Source organism: Microcystis viridis FACHB-1342, from assembly GCF_014698335.1.
Taxonomy (GTDB): Bacteria; Cyanobacteriota; Cyanobacteriia; order Cyanobacteriales; family Microcystaceae; genus Microcystis; species Microcystis ichthyoblabe_A.
In genome coordinates this window covers 1-25,222 of sequence record NZ_JACJSV010000039.1, presented here as the reverse complement: position 1 = coordinate 25,222, position 25,222 = coordinate 1, and the positions used below count along the sequence as shown (strand labels likewise).

Genomic DNA, 25,222 nt, shown 5'->3' with positions numbered 1-25,222 from the left:
ATGGTAGGGAATTAAGAACCTTTTCAGTTATCAGTAACCAGTTAGATTAACACTTTCTATTAAAAACTATCGATAGATGGGCAAAATAGAAACTATACAATTAGCATTGTCTGTAAATAAGAATAACCTATGGATATTGAATCAACTAAAGTTACTCCTGAAGAAATTGCCCAGTTTCGCGCTGAATTGGCAGATAATCTAAGTGCGATCGCTGCTTTGGATGCGATTGAAGAATGCGAAGGTTATCTTGAGGATGCTGTACCCGCAGGTTTTTGCACTTGACAAGATCGGCGATCGCATTATAATGGATGGAGAAAATTAGTTTTAGTTTTAACAATAGCACTATGGACAATACAACTCAGTTAACACCGGAAGAAATACAACACTATCGGCAGCAATTTAAGGATTATCCTGAAGCTTTGGATGCTTTAGACTTAATTGCAGAAACAGACGGCGATTTAATTAAATCTGCTGGTTTATTGGCAATGGAAACAGGTGTGAAGATTCCTACTAGAGCAGGGGAAGAAGATAATATTCTAGATAAATTAGCTAAAAAATGCCGTTCTATTGTGTGTGATGATGATTTTATAAATGATCTCATGAAAGATTTACTAACTGTAGCAGTAGCAACGTTAGCGGCGGGGGGACAAATCCCAATATCAGTAGCAACTTCTGTTGTTATTTATTTGGCGAAAAAGGGGATCAAACAATGGTGTCAATTTAATGCTTAATTCTATTGTCCAGATGCTATGAATGCAGCCCAATAGAAGGGATTTTTTAAGGGATATTCTTCAGGATTTTGTACTAATAATTGACGGGCTGATTCTTTATAAGATTTAGCTGTTCTTGGCTTATCATGACAGAGCTTATCTATCATTGAATCAGCTTCTAAAATAAATTGTTCACTTGTCAAATTCTTCAACCAATTTTGTGCCATTTTCAAAGCAACTGGTACAGAAACTTGCTGATTCTCATTAAATAAAATCTCATATAATTTAATCATCAAGAAGGAGGTTGATAAATCATTAACTGTCCATAAACTACTGACAACGCTGGGACTTCCTGCAAACAGAAAACCACTGGGTAAACCGATATATTCATCGCTGATAGAGTTTAAATCAATTAAGCCAGTTTCGCAGGCAGAAAGGGTGACAAGGCGACATTTATTCAAGCGCAGTTCAAAGATTTCGCCTAATGTTAGGGGTTCTTTATTGGCTAAGAATAAGGCGGATTCAAGGGGATTAGCTGGGTTAAAGCTTCCATGACAGGAGAAGTGATAACAGTGGTTATCTGAGGATTTGAGATGGGGAAGAACAGCGTTTTTAGTGGCGTTATCTTGGGCGATAACTTGAGGTTCAGTAAAGAAAGTTGAGAGGATATTAACTTCTAAGTCAGTGTAAGATAAGTCTTTAGTGGGGTTTTGAATAGCGAACAGTTTATTAAAGTCGGAATGGTGAGAAGTTTGGGAGATTTTTTGCAAGATTTGACAACTAGGGGCATATTGTACATCATACTTATCCTGTAAAATTTGGTTTTTGTTAATCGGGAAAGCGTGAATAGGGAGAATATGCAGATACACATGGGGAATAATAATTAAGCGTTGACAAGTATCGGGAATCAGGGCAAAAATATCATTAATATGCAGAGTTTCAGCAAAAGTCTGTAGGAGGTTAGACAGTTGATTTCTCCATTCTTGTTTGCCATTTTTGGAGTAGTAAAGCTGTAGATAATTGTTGATTGTATCAAATAATTGCTTTACATCATCCTCGGAAGATTGCCAAACTTTAACCTCTCCCTCAGCAGACACCACAAAAGCGAGTATTTTCTCCCCTGTAATGTACCATTGCAGCAGACAAGTTTCAGCATCAGTTAAAGCCTGAATCTCTGTAAATGGGATCGGCTCAACTTTTTGAGTGAGGCTAAAGAGAGGATCTTTAATTTCTCTTGCAATAAAATTATCTAAGTCTTGTTGATATTCTTTCAGATAACTGTGATCTGGAACGTAAGGAGTTAAGTTATCACTACGCATTAAATTTTGGTTAATGCTTTGATGGTGTAAGCGAATTTTTTCATTAAAAACTCGTTGTTTTAATTCATTTAATTGGGCGATGATTTCTTGACTAACCCCTTGGGGATTTAGGTTTTTCTGGGTGATTAATTCCACCAGATTACGCCCTTTACTGCGTTCGATATATTCTAATGCCTTCTCAGGCTGATTGAAATTAAGATATGCTTGCACAATGCGATGGAAAACACCAATGGCATGAGAGAGGGTTTGTTCACGACTGCGGGGGTTAAGTGCCTCTAAGCGAGCATTTTCGACGGCTTCAATGGCGATATGATAGGCTTCTGTGGCAGGTTGCCATTGTTCTTCATTATAGTATAAGTTAGCTAAATTACTAGCAACCATTAAACAACTGAACAAATTATTTTCGTTTGTCCAAATTTTTAAGGCATCGGTAAAAAGTGTGATTGCTTTTTTTAAATTCTCAGCTTTGTTGCCTACCTTTCTTTGGCAGTAAGCGTTACCGAGACTATTTCGTGTTTCTGCCCACAAAAGTGGTGAATTTTCAAAAGTTCTGACTTTTAGGGCATTTGTATAGGCTTCAATGGATTTTTCGATGTTTTCAGCTTTATCACCTTTAATTCTCTGACGGTAAGTATTCCCGAGATTATGTTGCGTATCTGCCCAATATTCAGGAAATTGTTCAAAAGTTCTGATTTTGAGTGAGCTTTCATAAACTTCGAGAGCTTTTTCTAGATTTTCAGCTTTATCACCTCGGATTCTTTCATAGTAAGCAATTCCCAAATTATTTTGTATGATTGCCCATGATTCAGAATCAGTATCAAACGTAATAACCTGTTCAGCTACTGCATAAGTATTGATTGCTTTTTCAATATTATCATCTTTATCTCCCAGTATCCTGTAAGAATAAGCAAGAGCAAGAAGATTTTGTGTCATTGCCCAATCTTGGGGAAATGTCTCAATAGTATAAACTTTCAAAGCTTCATTACAAGCAGCAATCGCTTGTTCTAAATTTTCCACCTTATTGCCTTTTATTCTTTCGATATAAGTTGCACCCAAAAGATTTTGTATGTATGCCCATTTTTCGGGGAAACTATCAAAAGTATAAACTTTGAGAACTTCTTTGTAAGTAGCGATCGCTCTTTCTAAATTCTCAGCTTTCTCTCCTCTGATTCTGTCACTATAAGCTAAGGCGAGATTATTCTGTATCTCTGCCCATTGTTTGGGAAATGCGTCAAAAGTATAAACCTTTAAGACTTCGGTATAGGTAGCGATTGCCTTATCTAAATTATCGGCTTTATCCCCCATAATCCTTTCACGATAAACATTAGCCAGATTATTTTGGGTCGCTGCCCAGTTTTGTGGAAAAGCATCAAAGGTTCTAATCCTCAATGCTTCATTATACAAAGAGATCGCTATTTCTAAATTCTCAGCTTTGTCTCCTTTTATTCTGTTACGATAGGCAATCCCAAGATTGTTTTGTGTCAGTGCTCGATCAATAGGATCATTATCAATTGTTAAGACAAGCTCATTACCAGCTATGGCAATTTCTTGATTCATAGAAATATCACCATGAGGAAACTCTTGAATAAGACGACTAAAGTTAACAATCGACGCTGTAATAGTTCTAGCTGTTTCCGAGTCAGCAGATGGCAATAATATATTTCTTACAAAATTATCTAGAACAGCTATTAGGTTTTCATCTAGTTTATCTAAATTTTTTTCAAAAAAAGGATAAATGATTTTGATATTTATATCTGGATCGTTAGTAAGCAATTGCAATACCTCTCCAAAAAATGTTAGATAATCTTGATCGGTATTTACCTTTTCTGTTGTTTCATCCGACCATATCTCTAAATCTTCCGCTAACTGTTGCGCTATATATATCAGCCATCGTGCCTCATTTTCCCTTCCTGCATTCCCGTATTGTTGCGCTACGGCTACCATTACCTGTACCAACCCCTCATCCAGCAATTCCTGATTTTCCTGCATAATGCGAGGTTCATCGCCATCATTGCAGGATAATAGCTGATTAATCAGGTTTAAGTAAGCTTTGGGAAATGCGTCAAAAGTCCTCACTTTCAAGGATTCCTGATAAGCGGCGATCGATCTTTCTAAATTCTCGGCTTTATCTCCTCTGATTCTGTTACGGTAAGCAATGGCGAGATTGTTCTGTGTGTCTGACCATTGTTGGGGAAATTCGTCAAAAGTATAAACTTTCAAAGCTTCCTGGTAAGCGGCGATTGCCCTTTCCAAATTCTCGGCTTTCTCCCCTCTGATTCTGTCACAGTAAGCATTAGCGAGATTATTCTGTGTCATTGCCCAATCTTGGGGAAATGCTTCAAAAGTGAAGATAGTTAAGGCTATTTCATAACCCGTAATGGCAATTTCTTTGTGAGCGGCGATGTCACCGAGGGGAAATTGTCGGATTAAGTTAATGAAATTGCCAATAACCACAACAGCGAAAGCATAGGCTTGTTCTTGCGCGGCTTGCGTTAATGTCTTTCTCGCTAAACTGTCTAGAATTCGCGCTAAATTATCATCCAGTTTATCCAAATTTTGCGCCCAGAAGGGATAAATAACTTGAGGATTAGGATTTTCAGAAATTTTTCGTAATGTCTCCATTAAGAATCTTACATATTCTTGCTGGTTAGGTATTTCAGTATTAAGAGTTAATCCTTGTGACGATTGATCTACAAAATTATTTTGCTGATTTATCGTTTGATTTTGAGAAGGAGGAGTTCTATTTGTTCCTTGCGCTACAAATTCCCAATCATCACCCTGTTGCTGACAAAATCCCAAAATATCCTCATATTCTATTGCTTCAACACTCGGTACAGGAAAATTCTGCTCCCCTAATCGTCGTGCGAAAGTAGCCGCATCTTCTTGAGTCTCAAATATTAATATTGTATCCTTATTGCCTGTGCTTATAGTATGAATACCCTCATCATCTGCTCCCACATTGTAAAGCAGAACATAAACAGTTTGAGGTAACTGATTAGAGGGTTGCTGCTGAAAATACTGAGTCAAAGAAACAGTTAAATCTTTTAGATTAACCTGTAAATTTTGTAAAATTATCGCTGTACTTTCCCCTTGTTGAAAAATCCCAATCAGTAAATGCTCTGTATCAATAGATTCACTCCCTAATTTATCAGCAAATGATAATGCACTGTTTAAAACGAGTTTTGCCGACTCTGTAAAAGGAATATCTACAGGATTCATTTCTGGGCTAATTCCTGAACCCTTTCCTAGAATTTTTTCAACTTCAATTCGAGCATTTTTTAGCGTTATTCCCTGCTGTCTTAAAACTTGCGACGCAACTCCTGATGCTTCACCGATTAACCCTAAAAATATAAACTCCGCTCCTACAAAATTATGCCCCAAGCGACGCGCTTCCTCCTGCGCTAACATAATTACCTTAATCGCTTTCTCTGTAAACCGTTCAAACATAATTTAGACTCCTTATCACTTCTAAACCACGAAACTTATCAGAACTACAACACCTTGATTCGCCATTCCGTAAAAAATTGGACATAATTGAATGAGGACGATGATAATTGATTAATGAGGTTTAGGTATGTTTGGGTGCGTTGTTCATTCATAGCGTGGCAGATGGGGAATTGATGGGTAGGGGCAAAGAATTCGGATAAAAAATTTAGGGTTTCAGCGATAGGTTATTGTCCGAATGCTTCGCCCGTACAGGGATTTAATGGGGAGATTATCAGAATTGTATCACAGGGATAATAGGCGAAGGTTATTAGTTTATTGCCCGGGGTAGGGGCGAAGCATTCGGATAAGAAATTTATAGTTTCAGCGATATGTTATGCCCAAATGCTTCGCCCCTACAGGTTATTCGTCCCCGCAGGTTATTTGTCCCCACAGGTTATTTGCCCCTACATTGGTTTGAATTTATTCAGATTGTTCTCGTCTTGTTCCCAATTTCGCGGATTATCAAGAATGTATTGCCGGATTTTTTGATAAGAATTTTCATTGCGAATGATATGTTCATAATAATTGCGCTGCCAAATTTTCAGGCGATCGCCACATAAACGATTAATTTTACGACTAGAAATTGATTTGAAATTCTGCACAATAGCCCCCAAAGATTCCGGCATTGTACCGTGAGTATATTGAGAATCGTATTCGGTCTTTTCCAGATCATAATTTTGTATTACTATAATTCCATGAATATGATTGGGCATGACAATAAAAGCATCTAGTTCAATAAATTTAAAATTTAGAGGCAGTCTATACCATACTGCTTCAACAGTATCACCAAGTAAATTCTGCTCCATATTTCCTTCAACAATTTCACCAAATAAATACTGCTTCTGATAAGAACAAATTGTTATATAATAAGCTCCATTAAGCCTATAATCATAGCCTTTTAAACGAATAGATTGTCGATGTTTTTGGGGTTCATTCATGGCGTGGCGGATGGTGGCGGTTAATTCAGTTATCTTTAGCGATAGGTTATTGTTCGGGGGTAGGGGCGAAGCATTCGGGCAATAACTTATCGCTGAAACCCTAGATTTTCTATCCGAATGCTTCGCCCCTACAGGGATTTAATGGGGAGATTATCAGAATTCTATCACAGGGATAATATCCAAAAAAAATCCTAGTCAATCAAATAATCAAAAAAATCATAATTTAGACAGGATTGGGTGCGTTGTTCGTTCATGGGTTAATTTTTTTTATAAAAGTTTTTTAAATTCTTCAATAGTTAATCCAGAACCTTTAATAATTGTTCCCATTGTATAAGCATTGATTGGATTAGCCCTTGGAATAGTGAGAATATGTTGTCCATCAGTCATGGTAATATGCTTACCCTGTCGAACAATCTGAAATCCTGCTTTTTCAAACGCTTTAATTGCTCGTTGATGATTAATTCCAGCAAGACTAGGCATGATTTAATTCAACTTCTACATAATAAGATTCGATCCCTTGATTTAATTCTGCAGCAACTTCTAAATAAGACTGAATTGCATCTTGAATATTATTGAGTGCTTCTTCTTTAGTTGTCCCTTGAGAAGCACAACCGGGTAAACTAGGACACCAAACAGCATATCCCTCTTCTGTTTGTTTGAGATTGACTTGATATTGCATATTTTATCATCCCGTACTTAATTGAAAATTAGGCAGAACCTAATGAGGGTTGGATAGGATTGGGTGCTTTGTTCGTTTGATTCAATTATAAGCGATTCATCGGCGATCATCAAGAGTTGGGGATTGGTGGTAGGGTTGTCAAAAATGCGATCGCACTGTATAATCTTGATTGATATATAAGCTAATTCTACTCACTTGAACTAAATCATCATGAATCAAAAACCGTACCAAGTAGAAGCATTTTGGGATCGAGAGGCGCAAGTGTGGGTAGCAGAGAGTGAAGATATTCCGGGATTAGTCATCGAAGCTGATACCATCGCAGCTTTAACAGCTAAATTACGACAGATGATTCCAGAATTATTACAACTAAATCATCTAATTACTCTTGAACCTCAAGCAGCGATAACTTTTGAACTCATTAGTCATCGTCAAGAATCAATTGAGTGCGCTGTTTAGATTGAATGGGGAGATTATCAGAATTGTATCACCGGGATGATAGCCGAAAAAAATCCGGCTCTTATAGGTTCTGTGTGATAAGTTTAACTTACAATATGATCGATCAATCTTTGTGTCCTTTGTGTCTTTGTGGTTCCTTCCACCCCCTCGCTAGGAGGAATGTATCTTAGAATACATTTCACCCACCAAATCCAAGAGAGCCAAAATCCTAGTCAATCAAACAATCAAAAAAATCATAATTTAGACAGAATTGGGTGCGTTGTTCGTTCATGGGTTGATTTTTTTTATCCGACACTCCGCACTTCAAAATGTAGCATAAAATAGCATAAACTCATTCAAGAAAAAAATAAATAAAAATACTCAGAGAATTAGTCCCAAAAAAGTGAGACAATCAAAAAGCTCAAAAATCTATTAAAGGTACAAAAATTGTCTCCTATCTCAGAGGTAAAAATTAAAAACCTAGATCACTTAGGAATAGTAGCCGGACTAATTGACGAAATAAGAATAGTTGAAATAATCAACTCTAAATTAGGAATTGACTCCCGAGAAAAAATTTCAGCAGGAACAGTGGTCAAAGCTATTCTAATCAATGGATTAGGATTTGTTTCAAGGCCTTTATACTTATTTAGTCAATTTTTTGAAGATAAAGGAATCGAAGAATTATTGGGAGAAGAAATAAAAACCGATTATATCAATGATGATAAAATTGGGAGAGTCATGGATGAATTATACAAACATGGACTGAATGATATATTTATAGAAGTTGTCTTATCGGTCATCAAAAAATTTAAAATAGAGACAAAATATTCTCATCTAGAGGCCACATCATTGCTACAAAGAGAGCATCTCATTTATGCAAGTGAGTAATTATACTTATCCCTAAAACTGTTTTCTAGCAAGGTTTTCAAAATAGCTTGACATAAAAACCTGATTTAGGGGTTACAAAGGTGAGATGCTCCCAACTACAAGCTACAAATTAGTCCCCCTATAGAACCCCCTTGAGCCATCTTGCACACTTTTCTCTTTTTGTCAAATTTTATGTTAAGAAAGATGTGACTAATGGATAGCTTATCAAGGGGGAATCGAAACCAAAGTTTATCTTCAATTTAATTATAAACAGCTACTTATTGACCAAAATTTAATGATCAATGGGATAAAAATTAGCCAACTCTAAAACTGATCTAAAAATTAGCCCGCAATGGGAAAAATTTTGGCTAGGATCAAATCATAGTCATAATTGAGACTAGACGAGTTTCCCTTTTTTTACTTTATTACTGGCAATTACAGTTATGGTTAGCAATATTCCCTTTTCTATCCCCGAACATAGCCTCGATCGAGATTGTACCACCCTCTCCCGTCACGTCCTGCAACAACTACAAAGCTTTTCCCCCGACGCGCAGGATTTAAGCGCAATTATGAGTCGGATTGCCCTAGCGGGGAAATTAATTGCCCGTCGTCTCAGTAAAGCGGGATTAATGGCGGATGTGCTAGGTTTTACTGGAGAAACCAACGTCCAAGGGGAATCGGTCAAGAAAATGGACGTTTTTGCCAATGAAGTATTTATCTCGGTTTTTAAGCAAAGTGGTTTAGTTTGCCGTCTTGCTTCCGAGGAAATGGATAAACCCTATTATATCCCAGAAAACTGTCCCATCGGTCGCTATACCCTACTCTACGACCCGATCGATGGTTCTTCCAATGTGGATATTAACCTAAATGTGGGTTCGATTTTTGCCATCCGTCAACAGGAAGGCAATGATTTAGACGGAGAAGCCCTAGATTTACTGCAAAATGGTCGTAAACAAATCGCCGCTGGCTATATTCTCTACGGACCCTCGACTATTTTAGTTTACTCGATCGGTCGCGGTGTTCATGCCTTTGTCCTTGACCCCAGTTTAGGGGAATTTATCCTCGCCCAAGAGAATATTATTATCCCCGACCATGGCCCGATTTATAGTACCAATGAGGGCAATTTTTGGCAGTGGGATGAGGCAATTCGCGACTATACCCGTTATGTCCACCGTCATGATGGTTACACGGCCCGTTACAGTGGGGCATTAGTGGGAGATATCCATCGAATTTTAATGCAGGGTGGTGTTTTTCTCTATCCGGGTACTGTTAAAAATCCCCAGGGAAAATTGCGCTTAATTTATGAAACTGCCCCCCTTGCTTTTTTAATTGAACAGGCAGGAGGTAAAGCTAGTGATGGGGTGACAAATCTTTTAGATATCGTTCCCGATAAATTACACACCCGCACACCTTTAGTGATCGGTAGTGTCGAAGATGTTAAATTGGTGGAGTCTTTTATCGCTGATCGACGTCATCGCGATCGAGTTTAACTTATAGTTTTATTTCGAGATATTGACATGGATTTACAAGCTCTGAAGTGGACTAAAAATGTCAGGCGAAACGATGGTACATGGGCATATCGGAAATATAAGGTTTCATCGCCCTTCCAACTGGCATGGAAAGACGATGAAGTCAATGCCAATAAACCCGAAAAAGATAGTTTGATACTACTCAGACAGCGAGGGTATGTTACCCATTTAGTAAAAGTTCTCGACTGCAAAGCCAAACGTGAAATTGGCAAAGATAATTACGACATCTATCGAATTGTTGAGGTGCTTTGGGCTATTGATTTTGATAATCCACCTGTATCAGCAAAAGCAGATGCGATGTTTGATTATCGAGTCAGGTATCAGGGTGGGAATGTGATGGAATTGGAGAAGTTACCAACTTTCAGACAGCGTTGGGATGACGATGGCGGTTTGGGGGGATTCCAAACTTACATTCGGAATTTATTGGGGCTGTCAAGTAATGACTAAGATCCTTGTTAAGCTTGTGTTATAGTATTGAGCAGATATAGAGTAACTGCTATGACTGCTATAGTTCAGGAACTTTTAGATACCTTTGACCGCTTGACAGACTCAGAGCGGTTAGATTTGCTATTAGAGATTCTGAAGCGGACAATTCACCTGGATTTTCCGCCCTTATCTGATGAAGATCTAGTCCTCAATGCCGAGGGAATTTTTCTAGAATTAGATGATCAGGAAGCTTCCTATGGATAGCCCTGATCGTGGTCAGGTTTGGCTGGTTGATCTGGGTTATGTGGCCAAAGTCAGACCCTGTTTGGTTATCAGTATTCCTGCGCGCAATCAAGAGCGTGCCTTAGCGACTCTGGTTCCACATACGACAAGCTCTCGTGGTTCAAGATTTGAAGTGAAAGTCTAAGCTAGCTTCCTTAGAGAAGGAGTCTTTGATGTACAAAACATCGTTACAATTCCCCATGCAAAGCTTTTGCGTAAATTAGGAAATCTGACATCTGAGCAAATGATGGAGGTTGAGAATGCGTTACTTTTTTGGCTAGGGTTTGAAGAGAGGAATGATCAAGAAAGCGAAGATTAGTCTGTGCGCTAGTTGCAGCGGAAACATAATCAATAGTTAGGGTTTGCGGCAAAAAGTTTTTCGTGGGGTGTGGGGTGTGGGGTTTTACCGGTTTTGAGGTGGCCAATTACCTAATTTTTAGGGAAAAAGTCCAGGGATTTTCCCCCTGATCACTCCCATACCTGGTACTTTTTGATTGACAAAAAGTATAAAAGTCTTACCCAACAAAGTTTTTAGATTTATTCAGCAAACCCTAAATAGGGTTTGCGGCAAAAAGTACGGGTGAAGCATTCGGATAGAAAATCTCCGGTTTCACCGATAGGTTATTGTTCGAATGCTTCCCCCCTACAGGACGCTATGCTGTTGTAATCGTCGAAACTGCTCATCTGAGTAGGTAGGGTGCGTTAGGAGCGCCACAATATTATTTAATTTACATTAATTACATAGGCGACGTAACGCACCAATATTATCCTAAATCCGTTGAGTAACCCACAGAAAACGAGTTTCTCGGAGAAACCCGTTTTCTACCTCTAGTGTTACTCCGTTGGATATTTTTTCGGTAAATGGAGTAGGTGAAGCAATTAGGGGTATTGGTGAAACAGGCTTTTTGACTGCTTGTAAGGCATTTAAAACCTGTTGTGCTGTCCATCTTTGTTTTCTATCTTTTTGCAAACACCCTTCAATAATCGGTTTAAACTCTTTCGGTAAACTGGGGATTTGTAAATCACAATTCATCACCTTTGCCATTAACTGGTGAATATCATTATTAAACTTATAGGGAAGTTGATTAGTGGTCATTTGGATTAACATAATACCTAATGACCACAAATCCCAGGCTGAGGAAATATCCCCCCTAAAGGCTTCGGGAGGCATATAAATAATTGTACCGGTATTGTGGACTGTTTGAGTGTGGCTTTTGTTATTTAAGGTTCTAATTAAGCCAAAATCTGCTAACTTGTATTGTTGATTAACCTTGAGGATATTACCCGGTTTTAAATCTCGATGGACTTTATTTTGTCGATGAAGATAATTTAAGCCCTGGGCGACTTGAGCAGTAATATTTGTAATCTCATCCGCTGACAAACTGGCTTTGGCAATGTGATTTTCTAGGCTACCCTGTGCCAATTCCATGACTAAATAAAGCATTTCAGTATTGAGAAAAGTAAATTCCCCCACCGCATAACTCTTAATTAAATTAGGATGTTCTAACTTTCTGGAATTTGTTAACTCAATTAATTTATCATCGCTACTTTCGGGGATAACTTTAATGGCAACTTCTTTGACCGATGTATTTCTGACCATTTCACTAGCATGAAATACACCACCAAAACCACCCGCACCGAGAAATTTATTAAGACGATAGGGGCCTATTTGTTGCCCTTCTAACATCTTCATCATTTGGTCTAGCATAATAATAACTCCTGAATTAGCCAATTTTTACGTTCTGTAACTATCCTAGTAAGTGGGTGGTTTTAACGAAGGCAAGAAGCAAAAGCTTTATCGAAATGTGTAATTAATTTTGCTTAGGTACTTAATACTAAATCTGGCTATTAAATACTGATTATTTATTCCCTCGAGTAGAAAACGGGTTTCTCGGAAAAACCCGTTTTCTGTGGGTTACTCAAGGGATTTAGTATTAGTATGACATTGGGTGTCGGTTATCTCATAATCAAAAAAGGTGGGCGATAAACCCACCAGAAAAATAACCCAAAAACCTTAACGATAATTAGGACTTTGGATATCTCTAAGACGCGCTTCGGGACGTTTAAATCTGTCCATTTGTGCCTCAAAGAATTGACGATTTTTAAGTAAATGTTTGGGATTAGGATCGTCGAGGGGATAGAGTAAAGCAGTGCGTAGAGCTTGAATAACTGCTGAAGTAACATTATACATCGAGCGCTGGAAACTAATCCCCAATTGAATCAAAATATCGTCTTCCCCCCGGCAGTTTTGCTGATAGTAATCAATTAGATATTGGGGTAAAAAATGATACATATCATCCATTAACAAAGTGGGAGGAATTCCCGCAGTACCCACGGGGAAAACATCCGCATAAAGAATGCCATAGTGAAAGTCTTTTTGTTCGTCAGGAACCTGTTTTGCTTGGGCATTATAGGACTTTGTACCCCGGAAGGGAGCAGTACGATAAAAGACCGCTTCTACATAGGGTAAAGCTGCTTCATAAAGCCAAGTAAAAGCCTTTGATTTGGGGATAATTTCGTAGCATTGACCATCAATATAAACGTGATGATAAATCGGCCGGCCAGCGATGGCAAAAATACCATTAACGAGGAAATTCATGGCATCAGGAACACCTTTAAACCCTCCTTCATCGTAGATATCAGACATCTCGAAAAATACCGGGGCCATCACTTCCCAGAATAGTCCTAAATTAGAGTAGTAGGACATCATCCGCACCTGTTCCAAAAACATATCGGGGAACAGGTCATAAAGTTTCATCATGACGGGATTTTTCTTGAAATAGGCCTTAATAGCGCGGTCGGCATTTTGGCGATATTCTTCTGAATCGAGATAGGCATCAAATAAACCCCAACCCATATCGCGGCCATGCCATAACATGGCTTGCATACAGGCTTCAGCAAATTCCATATTAATACGGTCATGCCAGAGGTGATGGATTAATCTGGGCATTTTTCTGGTTTTACCTTTATCCATGAATTCTAACAATTCAGGGTGAGCGGAACCCGTACCGCGCCAGATGCGTAAATCGGCATTATCGCCAGCGTAATGATTTTGTAGGTCTAGGTATTCTTGGGGTAGAAAATATTTAAAAAAGGGCAAAGGATCGAGGAAAACTCGTTCGGCAATATAGAGCAGATCTCGCCAATAAAAATCCATCGGCACAGCATAAGCTTTATAAATGCCGATAATTTGCATCAGGTTTTCGGGAGTATCCGGCAACATGGAGCCACCCGCTTCTAACCGGTGGATAATGTCGGCGAATTCGTGAGTAGAAGGGGGAATTTTGGCTTTGATTAATGTCCCAGTCATAGTTTTAGGTAAAGTAATTAGCAGCGGTTACAATAATTCGGAAACAGCAAGGGATAACTAACTAGGGTCTGCTGAAAAAGTTTTTCGTGGGGGCAGGGTGTGGGGTGTGGGGTGTGGGGTGTAGGGTTTTACCCATTTTCAGACGGTCAATTACCTAATTTTCAGGAAAAAAGTCCCGGAATTTTCGCCCCGATCACTCTCGGCTGGCACTTTTTGAGGTCAAAAAAGTCTAAAAGTCTTATCCAACAAGGTTTTTAGATTTATTAAGCCAACCCTAACTATTACTCAAATATTTACCCCGATTAAACCAGTTGGTTTTTGAGGACTTTTGCGGAGATTTTTGTAACACAAAACTAGGTTTTGCTTGTCCCGATAAGCTGGCAACCATCGAGTTAGTGGTGGGTTCAATCCAACGGACTAAATAATTGGGTTGAATACCTAAAAAGACGATTAATACCATTAGGACAAAAGCGGGTATAGTTTCCGATTTCAGGACTTTGGGATAGTAGGCAAGTTTATTATCCAATTTACCAAAACAGGTGCGATTAAGCAGGATAACAAAGTAAACCGCCGTTAAACCGGAAGCGATGATACAGAGAACCGTCTGCACGGGAAAACGGGAGAAACTACCCTGAAAAACGATAAATTCCGCCACAAATCCCACTAATCCGGGGATACCAGCACTGGCCATACCGGCGAGAATTAATAGGGCGCTAACCAGGGGTAAACCGCGAATTGGGTTCATTAAACCGTTTAAAACGTCTAAATCTCTAGTTCCGGCTTTGCGTTCGACAATGCCCACCAGATAGAATAAGAGGGCGAGAATAAGACCGTGGCTAATCATCTGCGCGACGGCACCAAGGACGCTTAAACCCGTGCCGGCGGCGGCTGCTACCAGTATATAGCCCATGTGACCGATCGAACTGTAGGCCACCATGCGTTTAATGTCTTTTTGGGCAATAGCGCTCAAAGCTCCATAAATAACGCTAATAACGCCGACAATTGCCAGTCCGGGGGCGATTAAAGACCAAGTTTCCGGGAATAATTGCAGACCAAAGCGAACTAAGCCATAAGTACCGAGTTTAGCGAGGATACCACCTAGTAAAATTGCTGTAGCGGGGGAAGCTTCCGTGTAGGCATCTGGTAGCCAAGTATGGAGAGGTACGAGGGGGATTTTGATGCCAAATCCCACTAACAGCAGAGTTAAGAGTAGTAACTGGGTTTTTTGGGAGAAATCGGCGGTGGAGAGGGAGGAATAGTCAAAAGTACCACCGTTGAGGAAACCTATCCCTAAAAATGCCGCTAGGACTAATAACCCAGAGACAGCAGTATAGAGAAGGAATTTAATCGAAGCATAGCCACGTTTTTCGCCTCCCCAGATAGCAATCATCAGATAAAAGGGGATTAATTCTAGTTCATAGAAAACGATGAACAGCAGCAGGTTTTTGGCCATTAATGCCCCAGAAACCCCGGCGTTAATCAGGAGGATTAGGATGTAATAAAGTCGGGGACGCTCTATTTTTTCTTCGCTACTATAGATAGCTATTCCTGTCAAGAAACAGCTTAAAATAATTAACGGTAAGGACAAACCATCGACTCCGAGGTTATAATTTAAACCGATTGGTTTTGCCCATTCGCGGTATTCAGAAAATTGAAAGCCATTGCTGGTTAAGTTATATTGAGTCAGCAGATATAAAGACCAAAAGAGGACGGCGGCAACAAAAAAGAGGGTAATTTGACGTAATTTTGCTGGGGCAAATTTATCGGGGAAAAGACCGACGATAATTGCTCCAATTATTGGCAACCAAAGCAGGGTACTGAGCATATTGGTATCGATCAAATTTATAATGACTGGGATGAGAAAAGGATTAGCCAACCGACACGATGACTAATCTAGAATTGACTAAATTAAACTCACTTTGCCGGTATCGAGATCATAGTAAGCACCGACAACTTTTAATTGTTTGCCGTCCACTAATTCACCAATAACTGGGGATTTGCCTAATTTCTCTACTTGATAGACAACATTGGATTTAATTGCTCGCTCAAGTTTGTTAGAACCGGGTTGTTTTTCGGCCCGATCAACTCCCACCTGTAGGCCATCGATTAAACGACCGATTTGACCCGGGAATCGACCCCCTTCAATGGTGGCTTTTACCGCTCCACAACGAGAATGGCCAAGGACAACAATTACCTTGGCTCCTAACACCAACGTGCCGAATTCAAGGCTACCAATTTCTTCGGAAGTGGCTAAATTTCCCGCTACCCGACAAACAAATAGATCTCCTAATCCTTGATCAAAAACGATTTCTGCTGGTACGCGAGAATCGGCACAGCCCAAAATTGCCGCAAAAGGGGCTTGACTTTCGGCCACTTCTGTGAGTCGAGTTTGATCGCGGTTAGGACTTTTTTTTCTTCGTTCCCAGAAACGTTGATTGCCTTCCATGAGCATAGTTAAGGCCTGGTCTGGGTTCAATCCTTGATTTTGAGCCGTTAGCCATGGCTGGGAATTAACAGCAGTTTGGGCGTTACTTTTGGACAACTGAGAACCCAAAACAGAGGCGGCTAGACTGGTTCCCAAAAAACCACCCCCATAACGGATTAATTGGCGACGAGAGGTATTGAACATAGGTAATTGTTTCCATTAATCAGGACAAATCCTATTGTCAGGGCCGGGGATGCTAAAGAAAAGCCTAAGTTATCAAATCTTTAACTGAAAACTAGAGAAATTTGTGCTAGTAGGGGCCAGCAGATGATAATACCAATCAAAGCCACCCCCAAAATAATCGACAGAAAGTAAAATTGGGTCTGTCCTGAGACGTTATATTTCAAACTCTGACCACCAAAAACCGTGGCTAATCCCACCAGATTAACGATGCCATCCACCAGAAAGGTATCGATCCAGTTAATAATTTGCGAGATTAATCCGACGACAAAAACGATGGTGACTTTATACAATTTGGCTGTATAAAGGTCGTTAGCAAAGAAATCTTGAAGGGCTTTCGGTTGAAAAACGATCGGTTTGGAGATATTTTCATTCAGATAAATATATGCTGCCGGAATTACGCCCCCAGCAGTGGAAAGTACCAAGAGAAAAGCAACTCCCAGATTTAAGTTACTTGGTAATAAATGCCATTGCGCTAATAAAATCGGCAGATGAAGGGCGAAACCCATGGTCACAGTCATGGGGATAACTAAGGGCCAAAGAGCTTCCGGAGAGCGCAGGGTCATTGGTTTGATTTTACCGCCAAAGAAAACGCAAAATTCTCTAGTGACACTAAAGGCAGTTAAGGCATTGACCAACAATAGCACTAATAACAGTAAACCACTGATTTCTGCGAGGTGATCGCCCATGCGGGCTAATGCCCAAAAACCACCAAAGGGAGGCAGTGCGACTAAACTAGCGGCACCGACGAGATAACAAATGCCAGAAACGGGACGACGAGACCATAAACCGCCGTATTGGCTTAAATCTTGGCTGATATTATTCCAAATGATGTTACCCACCACCATGACTAACAGGGACATAGCGATCGCGTATGTAAAGAGTAACACTAAAGCGGTTTCCGTTTGTCCGGTGGCAACAGCGATAAAAATCAGTCCCATGTAGGCACTGACGGAATAGGAAAGGGAACGCTTAACATCGATCTGGGCGATCGCAATTAACCCCGCACCGATGGCAGTAACAGAGCCAACAATGATCATCACCTGTAAAGTTAAGGGCGATAATTGTAGCACTGGCTCTAATTTGACCAATAACCAAGCGCCAGTGGAAACGACGACGGTATTCCGCAGAATTGTCGCGGGCATCGGTCCTTCCATGGCCTCATCTAGCCATAAATGCAGGGGAAATTGAGCGCATTTGCCCATTGGACCCGCAATCAGGGCTAAACAGAGTAAATTAGCCACATTGGGGTTTAAATTGGCTGTAGCCGCCCATTCTGCCAATTGGTCAAAGTTCCAGGTTCCCGCCAGGGGTAAAAGGGCCACCACTCCCATCAAGAGGATTAAATCGCCAATCCGTTTGGTTAGGAAAGCATCCCGCGCCCCCGTTACCACCAGAGATTGATTGAACCAGAAACCAATCAGCAGATAAGTGCCGAGGGTGAGAACTTCTAGCACACAATAGCTGAAAAATAGCGAATTACAGATAACTAGGGCGCACATACCCCCTTCAAAGAGGGCGACGAGAGAATAAAACCTTGCCCAACCCCAATCCATTTCTAGATAGGCGATCGCATATACCTGGGCGGCGAGGTTTAAGCCGGTAATTAGCAGTAAAGCCCCGATATTAACGGCCGAAATCTGCACATCTAAAGATATGCTTAAATCTGCGGCATTTAGCCAATTAAATGCTATAGATTGGGGCGGACGACCCCAAACGGCGAGCAAAGCAAAAAGGCTATGCAAAAAAGCCCAGCAGGTCATGATCAAGTTCAGATAACCGGCCGGTCGCGGGCCAGTTTGCCGGATAATACCGGGAGACCAGGGTAGGGCGAGAAGTGCGCCCGCAAAGGCATAAAGAGGTACCAACCAGATAGTCTGGCTGAAGGACTCGAACATATAACCACCTCAAGAAGAAAAATGATCCTGAATTAAAGTTTAAGGTTTAATGGGTCACTAATAGGCTGTGGCCATTTTTTAACGGGGCATGAATCGGGATGGCTTGACTAGCTTCCAGCAGGTATTTTAAAAAAGCATCGGCAATCACGGAAAGTTGTTTTCCGGCCAGATAACAAACGTACCAATTGCGCTGAATCGGAAACTGTTCCACGTCGAGGATGGCTAATTCGCCGTTTTCCCCTTCCGAGATGAGAGTGTGCTTAGATAGTACCGATAGTCCCAAACCGCCAGAAATAGCCTGTTTGATGGCCTCGTTACTGCCTAATTCCAAACGCACCTTAACTTTAATATCGTGGAGATTAAATAATTTTTGTACCGCTTGGCGGGTTCCAGATCCCGATTCGCGCATAATAAAAGGTTGATGGTTGAGGCACTCAAGGGGGAGATTTTTCTGTCCCACCAATGGATGATCCCGTCGCGCCACCACCACTAGAGGATTTTCCAGAAAAGACTGAGAACAAAGTTCCACTTCTTCCGGCGGTTGACTGAGAATATAGAGGTCATCCTCGTTATTTAACATTCGCTCTTGCAGTTTCTGGTGATTAGTCACCTGTAGGGCGATGTCGATACCGGGATACTGTTGACAAAATGCCCCCAGTAATCGCGGCACAAAGTATTTAGCGGTAGTAATTACGCCTAAAGTCAGTTTTCCCTGTCTAGTTCCCTTAATATCGGCCACTTTCATCTGAAAGTTGTCCAATTTATTAAAAATCTCTTGACAGGTGAACAGTAATTCCTGACCCGCTTCGGTTAAAAATAAACGTTTGCCAATTTGCTCGAATAGCGGTAAACCCACAGCTTTTGTGAGTTGTTTGACTTGGGTTGAGACGGTAGGTTGAGTGATAAATAACTCCTCGGCCGCCTTGGTGAAGCTACTGTGTCGTGCGGTAGCCTCGAAAACCCTTAACTGGTGCAGGGTTGCCTGTATCAAGTTCTTATCTCCTCCTCAATAATAACTATTTGTCACCATCAATCCTAACGCTTTTATAGATTCTAGTCAATTAACTTTTTGATAAATATAGACTCTACTAGATATAACCGCCGCTTAAGACCTTTTGTCAGCCATCAGCTTTTTTCTCCCTCCTCCCCACTCCCCCACTCCCCCATCTCCCCCACTCCCCAATTCATAATTCCTATTCATAATTCATAATTCATAATTATCTTGCTACAATCAAAAAACAACCATCTATTAAAAATAAAAGACAATGGTTAGTTATCTTGATATTGACGACGATCTTCTTTTCCCAGATAGTGATGGTCAACCGATGGCAGATAATACCGAACAATATGAGTGGATTGTCAAAATTAAGGAGAATTTAGAGATTATCTTTGCCGATGACCCTAGGGTGTTTATTGCCGGAGATTTACTCTGGTATCCTCTGCGTTCTACTTTGGTTTCACCGGTTGCTCCCGATGTGATGGTAGCTTTTGGCCGTCCCAAAGGACGGAGGGGTTCCTATCGTCAATGGCAGGAAGAAAATATCGCTCCTCAAGTAGTTTTTGAAATTCTATCACCGAAGAATACAAAAGCAGAGATGAGTCGAAAATTAGAGTTTTATGACACATATAGTGTAGAAGAATACTATTTATATAACACGATGCGCTGTCGTTTACAAGGTTGGCAAAGACAGGGAGAAAATTTAAGAGAAATTATCCCCATCAATGACTGGATAAGTCCCCGCTTAGGTATGCGTTTTATCTGGGATAAATCTAGTTTAGAATTGTATCGTCCCGATGGAGAGAAATTTTTAACAACTGTTGAGTTAGAGTCTCAAATGCGTCAAGAAAAGAAACGCGCTGATAAAGAACAGAAACGCGCCGATAAAGAAAAGAAACGTGCCGATAAAGAAAAGAAACGCGCGGATCGACTAGCGGAACGCTTAGAGGCGTTAGGATTAACCTTAGAAGAAGAATAATACCATGCCATTACTTTGGAAAAATGGTATTTAGATTAAGTTTTTTCATAGGTTATTAGTAAACAATAATCAGTGAACTGATAACTGATAAGTAGGTAGGCGTTAAAAATTATCAGATGCCCCCCTTATTAAGGGGGGATTAAGGGGGGACTAAGGGGGGATCGGCACCCCCCTTATCAAGGGGGGCAGGGGGGATCGAACCTAAAATCCATTTTTAATTTAATTATAACCAGCTACTTAACTGATAACTGATAACTGATAACTGTTTACTGATAGCTAAAAAAATCTTTAAACTTCTAATAAATTTTCTAGGCGATCAAGAACGATATCGGTGATACACTTAATCCGGTATAAACAGGCTTTAGTATCTGTGGAGTTGAAAGTGCCATTTTCCCAATACTTGTTACTACCGGCACCACCCCCACAAACCCCAAAATAATCGCATTTTTGGCGACATAAATCGACTCCACCGCGTATATCAGCGTAAATTTTTTGAAATTTCTCAGTTTCACAGATAGATTCTAGGGAATCGCTCAAAACATTACCAAAGATAAAATCACCGTAGGGTTGGGTTTTAATCGATAGTAATTCCGGATCAAAAGTGGAAAAATTACCTTGATTATCAAAATTGACAATCATAAAAGGTCGATTCATATCGGTATTTTCTAAGCGTTCATCGGCATAAATCAAACTACAGATCGATTCAAATTCCCGCAGCTTAAATTCTCCTTGTTTAGCCGTGACTAACTGCCAAAATCTGGCGATAAACTGGCGATAACGTTGTTCAATCCCTAATTTATCTAAGGAAGATTGCGAATGAATCCCCTCGGTTTCTTCCATATTAAAAGCCACATCGGTAAGACCATGATCCCAGAAAAAGTTAAAAATTTCGTCGGGATAGTCGAGGGAATCTTCTGTTAAAACAGCGATGATACTAACATCAATTTCATGTTTTTGCAAGAAAGAAATCCCCCGCATAGTAGCAGCATGACTGCCAGTTCCCTTACGATTTTGCCGGTGGATATCATGAATGAAAGCCGGTCCATCAAGACTGACTCCTACATAAACATCATGCTTTTTAAATAATTGACACCAAGCATCGTTAATATAAGTGGCGTTAGTTTGTACCGAATGACGAAAACAATAACCCTGCTGATTATATTTCTCGCTAACTTCTGCAATTTTAGCAAAGGCACTTTCATAAAAACTGATGGGAACTGCTAAGGGTTCGCCTGCGTGCCAGCAAATGGTAAAATTATCTTGGAGAAAACGACTACTAAAAACCCTCTGAAAAATCGGCTCGATTAAATCTAAGGATAAGGTATTTTTTAAATGGCGATCGGGTAAATAACAGTAATCACAATTGAGATTACAAAAAGAAGTCGGCTGCACGACTACTAAAGTAATTGGACCACAATCCGACCAATCTATATTTACGGTTTTTTTCATGATTCTATTGTTTAAATTATCACTTAAGTATGATAACCGATTCTGGGAAGTCTATCTTAATTCTACCTATACTATTTCCTATTCCCTCAATAATAAATAATATAACTGACCGGGGGTATTAACTAAACCAGCTTTATCGCCAGCATTTTTTCCTGTTCCCATAAAAATATCTACCCTCCCAGTACCTTTAATTGCGCTGCCAGTATCTTGATCGAGAACATAGCGACTCACTAATTTTTTATTAAGATTTTCCTGGGGAATTTCTGTCTCAATTACCGCTAAAGCACCGGGGGGAAAAATACTTTTATCTGTAGCGATCGATCTTTCTGGTAAAACCGGAACTCCAATACTACCAGTGGGAGGCGCACCGTGGGTTTCTCGAAAGAAAATAAACCGATTATTGCGGGGGATATAATTCTTTAATTGCTCAGGATTACTTCTGAGAAAATCCAAAACCATTGGTAAGGTTAAACCCTCAGCAGGAAAAATACCATCGGCAATCATTTCTTTTCCCAGACTTGTGTAGGGATGCTCGGTATTGCCATCAAAACCGATGCTCATAATTTGACCATTAGGTAAACGTAATTTTGCCGAACCTTGCACATGAACTAAATAAGCTTCTAAGCGATCTTTTAACCAGACTAATTCGTATCCCGCTAGACGGCTATTTTCCCCTAGTAAACCATCTTTTCCCTCTAATTCTACCCTAGCTGGATGGGGTTTAGACCAGCGAGAAAAGTTAGCAGGTTGGCGATAGAGAGGATATTTATACTCGGCGTTTTTTTGCCGACTTGCTTGATAAATTGGCTCAAAATAACCAGTAAACTTAACATTTCCCTGACTATCATTACCCAAAGAACGATACCAAATAAATTCTTTTTTAACTGCCTTTTGTAGAGCTGCGGGAGTGGGAGAATTCTGCACTAATTGACGAAAACGTACTAAGGAACGCTGCACTCGCTGACGAGTTATTTCAGGAATAGGATAATTTTGATAGGCGCGGATCGCCGCCGAGCTATTTAGATAACGTAAACTATGATCGATAGCTTGTAGTAGGGTTTTTTTGTCCTTTGGCAGTCGTTCATCGTATCCCGTAGATGTTCCTAATTGTGAGATTTCAAGGCGTTCTAGGGGCAAATTTGCGGGGGTGAGGGCAATTAATCCCAAGCTGAGGGGGAGGAGTGCCAAAAGGTGTTTCATGGTGATAGGAGTGGGCAGCTATTGACGCGATTAACAATCAAAAAGGAGCAATGAGAAAAGTTGTTTATTATTTATATCATGAGGATAATTGTTGTCGATAAATTTTAATTTGTTCCAAGCGAGGGCCTACCTTAGAAATGATGGTAAATTCTAAATTTTGGTAATATAATTGTTCTCCCACCCTCGGTATTTTTTGCCAATGATGGAGGATAAAACCGGCTAGGGTTTGGTATTCATCGGCCAAGGGTAAGCTTAAATTTAATGCTTTGTTCACGTCCTCTAAATTCATTTGTGCTTGTACGAGAAAAGTTGATTCATCGAGGATTTGGTATTCTAATATTCCTGATTGATCACTAGGGGAAAAAGTTCCCAGAATCTCACCGATTAAATCTTTCAGAGTTAATAAACCGGCTGTTCTGCCAAATTCATCCACAATGATAACCATCTTTAAGGATGATTCCCGCATCACTGTTAGTAATTCATTTAAGGGAGTGGTTTCGGGGAAAAAACGCACAGGTTTCAACCAAGTTTTAATCGGGGTTGTTAAATTTAACTGACCTTCGGCAAGGGGTAAAGCTAAATCTTTAAAATCGATCAGACCACGGATATCATCGCTGGAATCTCCTTCCACAGGATAACAAGAATAGCCTCTGTTAACTACTTGGAGCAATAATTCCTCAAAAGTTGCGGTCGAGGGAATAGCTATTAAACGGTTATGGGGAACCATAATTTCTGAGGCAGTGATTTCGCCAAACTGGAAAACATTGTTTAAGATTTTCCTTTCCGCTGCTTCTAATCCCGTTAATTCCCCTTCCATGCTGATAATTAATTGTAATTCCTCGGAAGTTACCCGACTGGAACGCTGTAGATCCACTTCGGGAATACGGGTTAAAACCAATAAAAAACGAGTTGATTGGTTGAGAATACCGATAAAAGGCTTAAAAATCCGGGAAATAACGCCAATAGGTGCTGCTAATAATCGCGCCATCGGTTCGGCATAAATTAAAGCTAGGGATTTGGGATAAAGTTCCCCAAAAACTATCTGGAGATAGGCAACAATTAAAAAAGCTAGACAAAGAGAGAAACCATGGGAGAGAAGATTTTGCCAGTTTAAAGAAAAGGGTAAAAAACTTAGTAATTTCTTCACAAAAACGGTCATGGTACTCTCCCCGATCCAACCTAAAGCTAAACTAGAAAGGGTGATGCCTAATTGAGTAGTGGAAAGTAAGCGATCGAGACTTCTTTGTAGAGATTGTACCGTCTGCGCTGGCACATCTCCCGCAGCCACTAGCTGACTGACGCGGGTACGACGGACCGACACAAGCGAAAATTCCGCCGCTACGAAAAAAGCATTGAGGACGATTAGTAAAAAGACTAAAATTAAACGAGTCAATAAATCCTGATTATCCATAGCGAAAAGGCAAAATTCGCCTTTTTTAAAGCCTATCCCTTGGTTTCGTTCTTTGATTGCGGTTTGTTTTTCTGTTGTTGCATATAAACTCTCACTCTTTTAATTACTTCTTGTTCTTTCACGGGGATAAAAGTTTGATTGCGACCATAACTGGTGCGATCGTTGGTAAACTTTTTAGCGGGGTTGATATCCGGTTGACTGACTCCCTTCAGGGAGGCGATTCCCAATTGATAGGCTACCCAACCGCTACCGAAACCGGCGGCTAACATGGCTACCATCAAAAGGAGTCCTAACTGCAAGGAGGTGCTGATTGCAAATTTTTTCATCTTGGTGGGGCTGAATTTTCACGTTCAGAGTAATTACCGATCTATAATGAGTTAATAGTATAACCCAGGGTTGGCCGAGCGGTTGAGGCAACGAACTCATAATTCGTGCTAGGCAGGTTCAACTCCTGCACCCTGGATAGTTTTGATCGCTTCAGGCGATCGGGTTTGACTGCACTAGAGTAAGTTATAAGTTAATCTTGTTCTTGTTAGTGCAGAATAGTTACTAATTCTGTACGCAAATATTGCATCTAGAATTAGCTTTGTACGCTTTGACCCGTACTGGGTTAACTACGAACCTCTCTATCGGATTCCCGCT

General features: G+C 40.3%; 21 protein-coding genes, 1 tRNA gene and 2 pseudogenes. 10 read left to right on the top strand and 14 right to left on the bottom strand.

Annotation, left to right across the window (positions count from 1 at the left end; genetic code table 11):
• Positions 1-129 precede the first annotated feature (129 nt).
• Together H6G40_RS13745 and H6G40_RS13740 are read left to right on the top strand one after the other, a co-directional pair.
• The gene (locus H6G40_RS13745) at positions 130-282 is read left to right on the top strand and encodes a hypothetical protein (protein ID WP_176721675.1); all 153 of its coding nucleotides are present in this window, start codon (positions 130-132) and stop codon (positions 280-282) included.
• A gap of 62 nt (positions 283-344) precedes the next feature.
• Positions 345-731, top strand: coding sequence for a hypothetical protein (locus H6G40_RS13740; protein WP_069475249.1), 387 nt, complete (start codon positions 345-347; stop codon positions 729-731).
• Between the two features lie 2 nt (positions 732-733).
• On the opposite strand, the gene H6G40_RS13735 is transcribed toward H6G40_RS13740, so the two are convergent.
• The 4 genes from H6G40_RS13735 to H6G40_RS13720 all read right to left on the bottom strand — a co-directional run bounded on the left by H6G40_RS13735 (position 734) and on the right by H6G40_RS13720 (position 7,132).
• Positions 734-5,476: a DUF3110 domain-containing protein gene (locus tag H6G40_RS13735; protein WP_190537824.1), complete on the bottom strand. Its 4,743-nt coding sequence runs from the start codon at positions 5,474-5,476 to the stop codon at positions 734-736.
• Positions 5,477-5,919: 443 nt separating this feature from the next.
• Entirely contained in the window at positions 5,920-6,453 is a 534-nt protein-coding gene (locus H6G40_RS13730) for a transposase (protein ID WP_069474445.1), read from the bottom strand.
• Between the two features lie 267 nt (positions 6,454-6,720).
• The gene (locus H6G40_RS13725) at positions 6,721-6,933 is read right to left on the bottom strand and encodes a type II toxin-antitoxin system HicA family toxin (RefSeq protein WP_002732521.1); all 213 of its coding nucleotides are present in this window, start codon (positions 6,931-6,933) and stop codon (positions 6,721-6,723) included.
• Positions 6,926-7,132, bottom strand: a complete 207-nt coding sequence (locus H6G40_RS13720; protein WP_002733171.1) for a type II toxin-antitoxin system HicB family antitoxin — start codon at positions 7,130-7,132, stop codon at positions 6,926-6,928. The genes H6G40_RS13725 and H6G40_RS13720 overlap by 8 nt, the downstream gene beginning before the upstream one ends.
• Positions 7,133-7,342: 210 nt before the next feature.
• Here H6G40_RS13720 and H6G40_RS13715 point away from each other — a divergent pair, with 210 nt between their 5' ends.
• From H6G40_RS13715 to H6G40_RS23310, 6 genes and pseudogenes are all read left to right on the top strand, one after another.
• Positions 7,343-7,588, top strand: coding sequence for a DUF1902 domain-containing protein (locus tag H6G40_RS13715; RefSeq protein ID WP_069475322.1), 246 nt, complete (start codon positions 7,343-7,345; stop codon positions 7,586-7,588).
• A gap of 426 nt (positions 7,589-8,014) precedes the next feature.
• A pseudogene (locus H6G40_RS13710) lies at positions 8,015-8,416 on the top strand (DUF4277 domain-containing protein); the annotation flags it as partial.
• A gap of 461 nt (positions 8,417-8,877) precedes the next feature.
• Positions 8,878-9,924: a class 1 fructose-bisphosphatase gene (gene fbp / locus H6G40_RS13705; protein ID WP_002731573.1), complete on the top strand. Its 1,047-nt coding sequence runs from the start codon at positions 8,878-8,880 to the stop codon at positions 9,922-9,924.
• Positions 9,925-9,951: 27 nt separating this feature from the next.
• Positions 9,952-10,410: a hypothetical protein gene (locus H6G40_RS13700; protein WP_069475321.1), complete on the top strand. Its 459-nt coding sequence runs from the start codon at positions 9,952-9,954 to the stop codon at positions 10,408-10,410.
• Positions 10,411-10,461: 51 nt separating this feature from the next.
• The gene (locus H6G40_RS13695) at positions 10,462-10,653 is read left to right on the top strand and encodes a hypothetical protein (RefSeq protein ID WP_002740538.1); all 192 of its coding nucleotides are present in this window, start codon (positions 10,462-10,464) and stop codon (positions 10,651-10,653) included.
• Entirely contained in the window at positions 10,646-10,816 is a 171-nt protein-coding gene (locus H6G40_RS23310) for a type II toxin-antitoxin system PemK/MazF family toxin (protein ID WP_242028756.1), read from the top strand. Before H6G40_RS13695 ends, H6G40_RS23310 begins: the two co-directional genes overlap by 8 nt.
• Before the next feature lie 678 nt (positions 10,817-11,494).
• On the opposite strand, the pseudogene H6G40_RS13685 reads toward H6G40_RS23310, so the two are convergent.
• The 6 genes and pseudogenes from H6G40_RS13685 to H6G40_RS13660 all read right to left on the bottom strand — a co-directional run.
• A pseudogene (locus tag H6G40_RS13685) lies at positions 11,495-12,379 on the bottom strand (serine/threonine-protein kinase); the annotation flags it as partial.
• 306 nt (positions 12,380-12,685) lie between these two features.
• Positions 12,686-13,981 carry a CO2 hydration protein gene (locus H6G40_RS13680; protein WP_061433310.1) on the bottom strand — a complete coding sequence of 432 codons (1,296 nt, stop codon included), beginning with the start codon at positions 13,979-13,981 and terminating at the stop codon, positions 12,686-12,688.
• Between the two features lie 274 nt (positions 13,982-14,255).
• On the bottom strand, positions 14,256-15,806 hold the full coding sequence (locus tag H6G40_RS13675; protein WP_123231179.1) for an NADH-quinone oxidoreductase subunit M: 1,551 nt from the start codon (positions 15,804-15,806) through the stop codon (positions 14,256-14,258).
• Positions 15,807-15,884: 78 nt separating this feature from the next.
• Positions 15,885-16,610 carry a carbonic anhydrase gene (locus tag H6G40_RS13670; protein ID WP_190537823.1) on the bottom strand — a complete coding sequence of 242 codons (726 nt, stop codon included), beginning with the start codon at positions 16,608-16,610 and terminating at the stop codon, positions 15,885-15,887.
• Between the two features lie 80 nt (positions 16,611-16,690).
• Positions 16,691-18,544, bottom strand: a complete 1,854-nt coding sequence (locus H6G40_RS13665; protein ID WP_190537821.1) for an NAD(P)H-quinone oxidoreductase subunit F — start codon at positions 18,542-18,544, stop codon at positions 16,691-16,693.
• 46 nt (positions 18,545-18,590) lie between these two features.
• Complete coding sequence (locus H6G40_RS13660) at positions 18,591-19,535, bottom strand: LysR family transcriptional regulator (RefSeq protein ID WP_002733390.1); 945 nt, start codon at positions 19,533-19,535, stop codon at positions 18,591-18,593.
• Between the two features lie 274 nt (positions 19,536-19,809).
• Here H6G40_RS13660 and H6G40_RS13655 point away from each other — a divergent pair, with 274 nt between their 5' ends.
• A complete protein-coding gene (locus tag H6G40_RS13655; RefSeq protein WP_002732605.1) occupies positions 19,810-20,520 on the top strand; it encodes a Uma2 family endonuclease in 711 nt (236 codons plus the stop codon).
• Between the two features lie 288 nt (positions 20,521-20,808).
• Here the strand turns inward: H6G40_RS13655 and grrM are convergent, their stop codons facing one another.
• The 4 genes from grrM to H6G40_RS13635 form a co-directional block, all read right to left on the bottom strand.
• Positions 20,809-21,969, bottom strand: coding sequence for a cyclophane-forming radical SAM/SPASM peptide maturase GrrM/OscB (gene grrM, locus H6G40_RS13650; protein WP_002732240.1), 1,161 nt, complete (start codon positions 21,967-21,969; stop codon positions 20,809-20,811).
• A gap of 78 nt (positions 21,970-22,047) precedes the next feature.
• Complete coding sequence (gene mltA, locus H6G40_RS13645; RefSeq protein ID WP_002732036.1) at positions 22,048-23,169, bottom strand: murein transglycosylase A; 1,122 nt, start codon at positions 23,167-23,169, stop codon at positions 22,048-22,050.
• A 76-nt stretch (positions 23,170-23,245) separates the two neighbouring features.
• Positions 23,246-24,580 (bottom strand): hemolysin family protein, encoded by a 1,335-nt coding sequence (locus H6G40_RS13640; protein ID WP_002732609.1) that lies wholly within the window; start codon positions 24,578-24,580, stop codon positions 23,246-23,248.
• A gap of 32 nt (positions 24,581-24,612) precedes the next feature.
• Entirely contained in the window at positions 24,613-24,906 is a 294-nt protein-coding gene (locus H6G40_RS13635) for a hypothetical protein (RefSeq protein WP_002752521.1), read from the bottom strand.
• A 64-nt stretch (positions 24,907-24,970) separates the two neighbouring features.
• Between H6G40_RS13635 and H6G40_RS13630 the strand changes: the two genes are divergently transcribed.
• Positions 24,971-25,043 (top strand) — tRNA-Ile (locus H6G40_RS13630).
• Positions 25,044-25,222 lie beyond the last annotated feature (179 nt).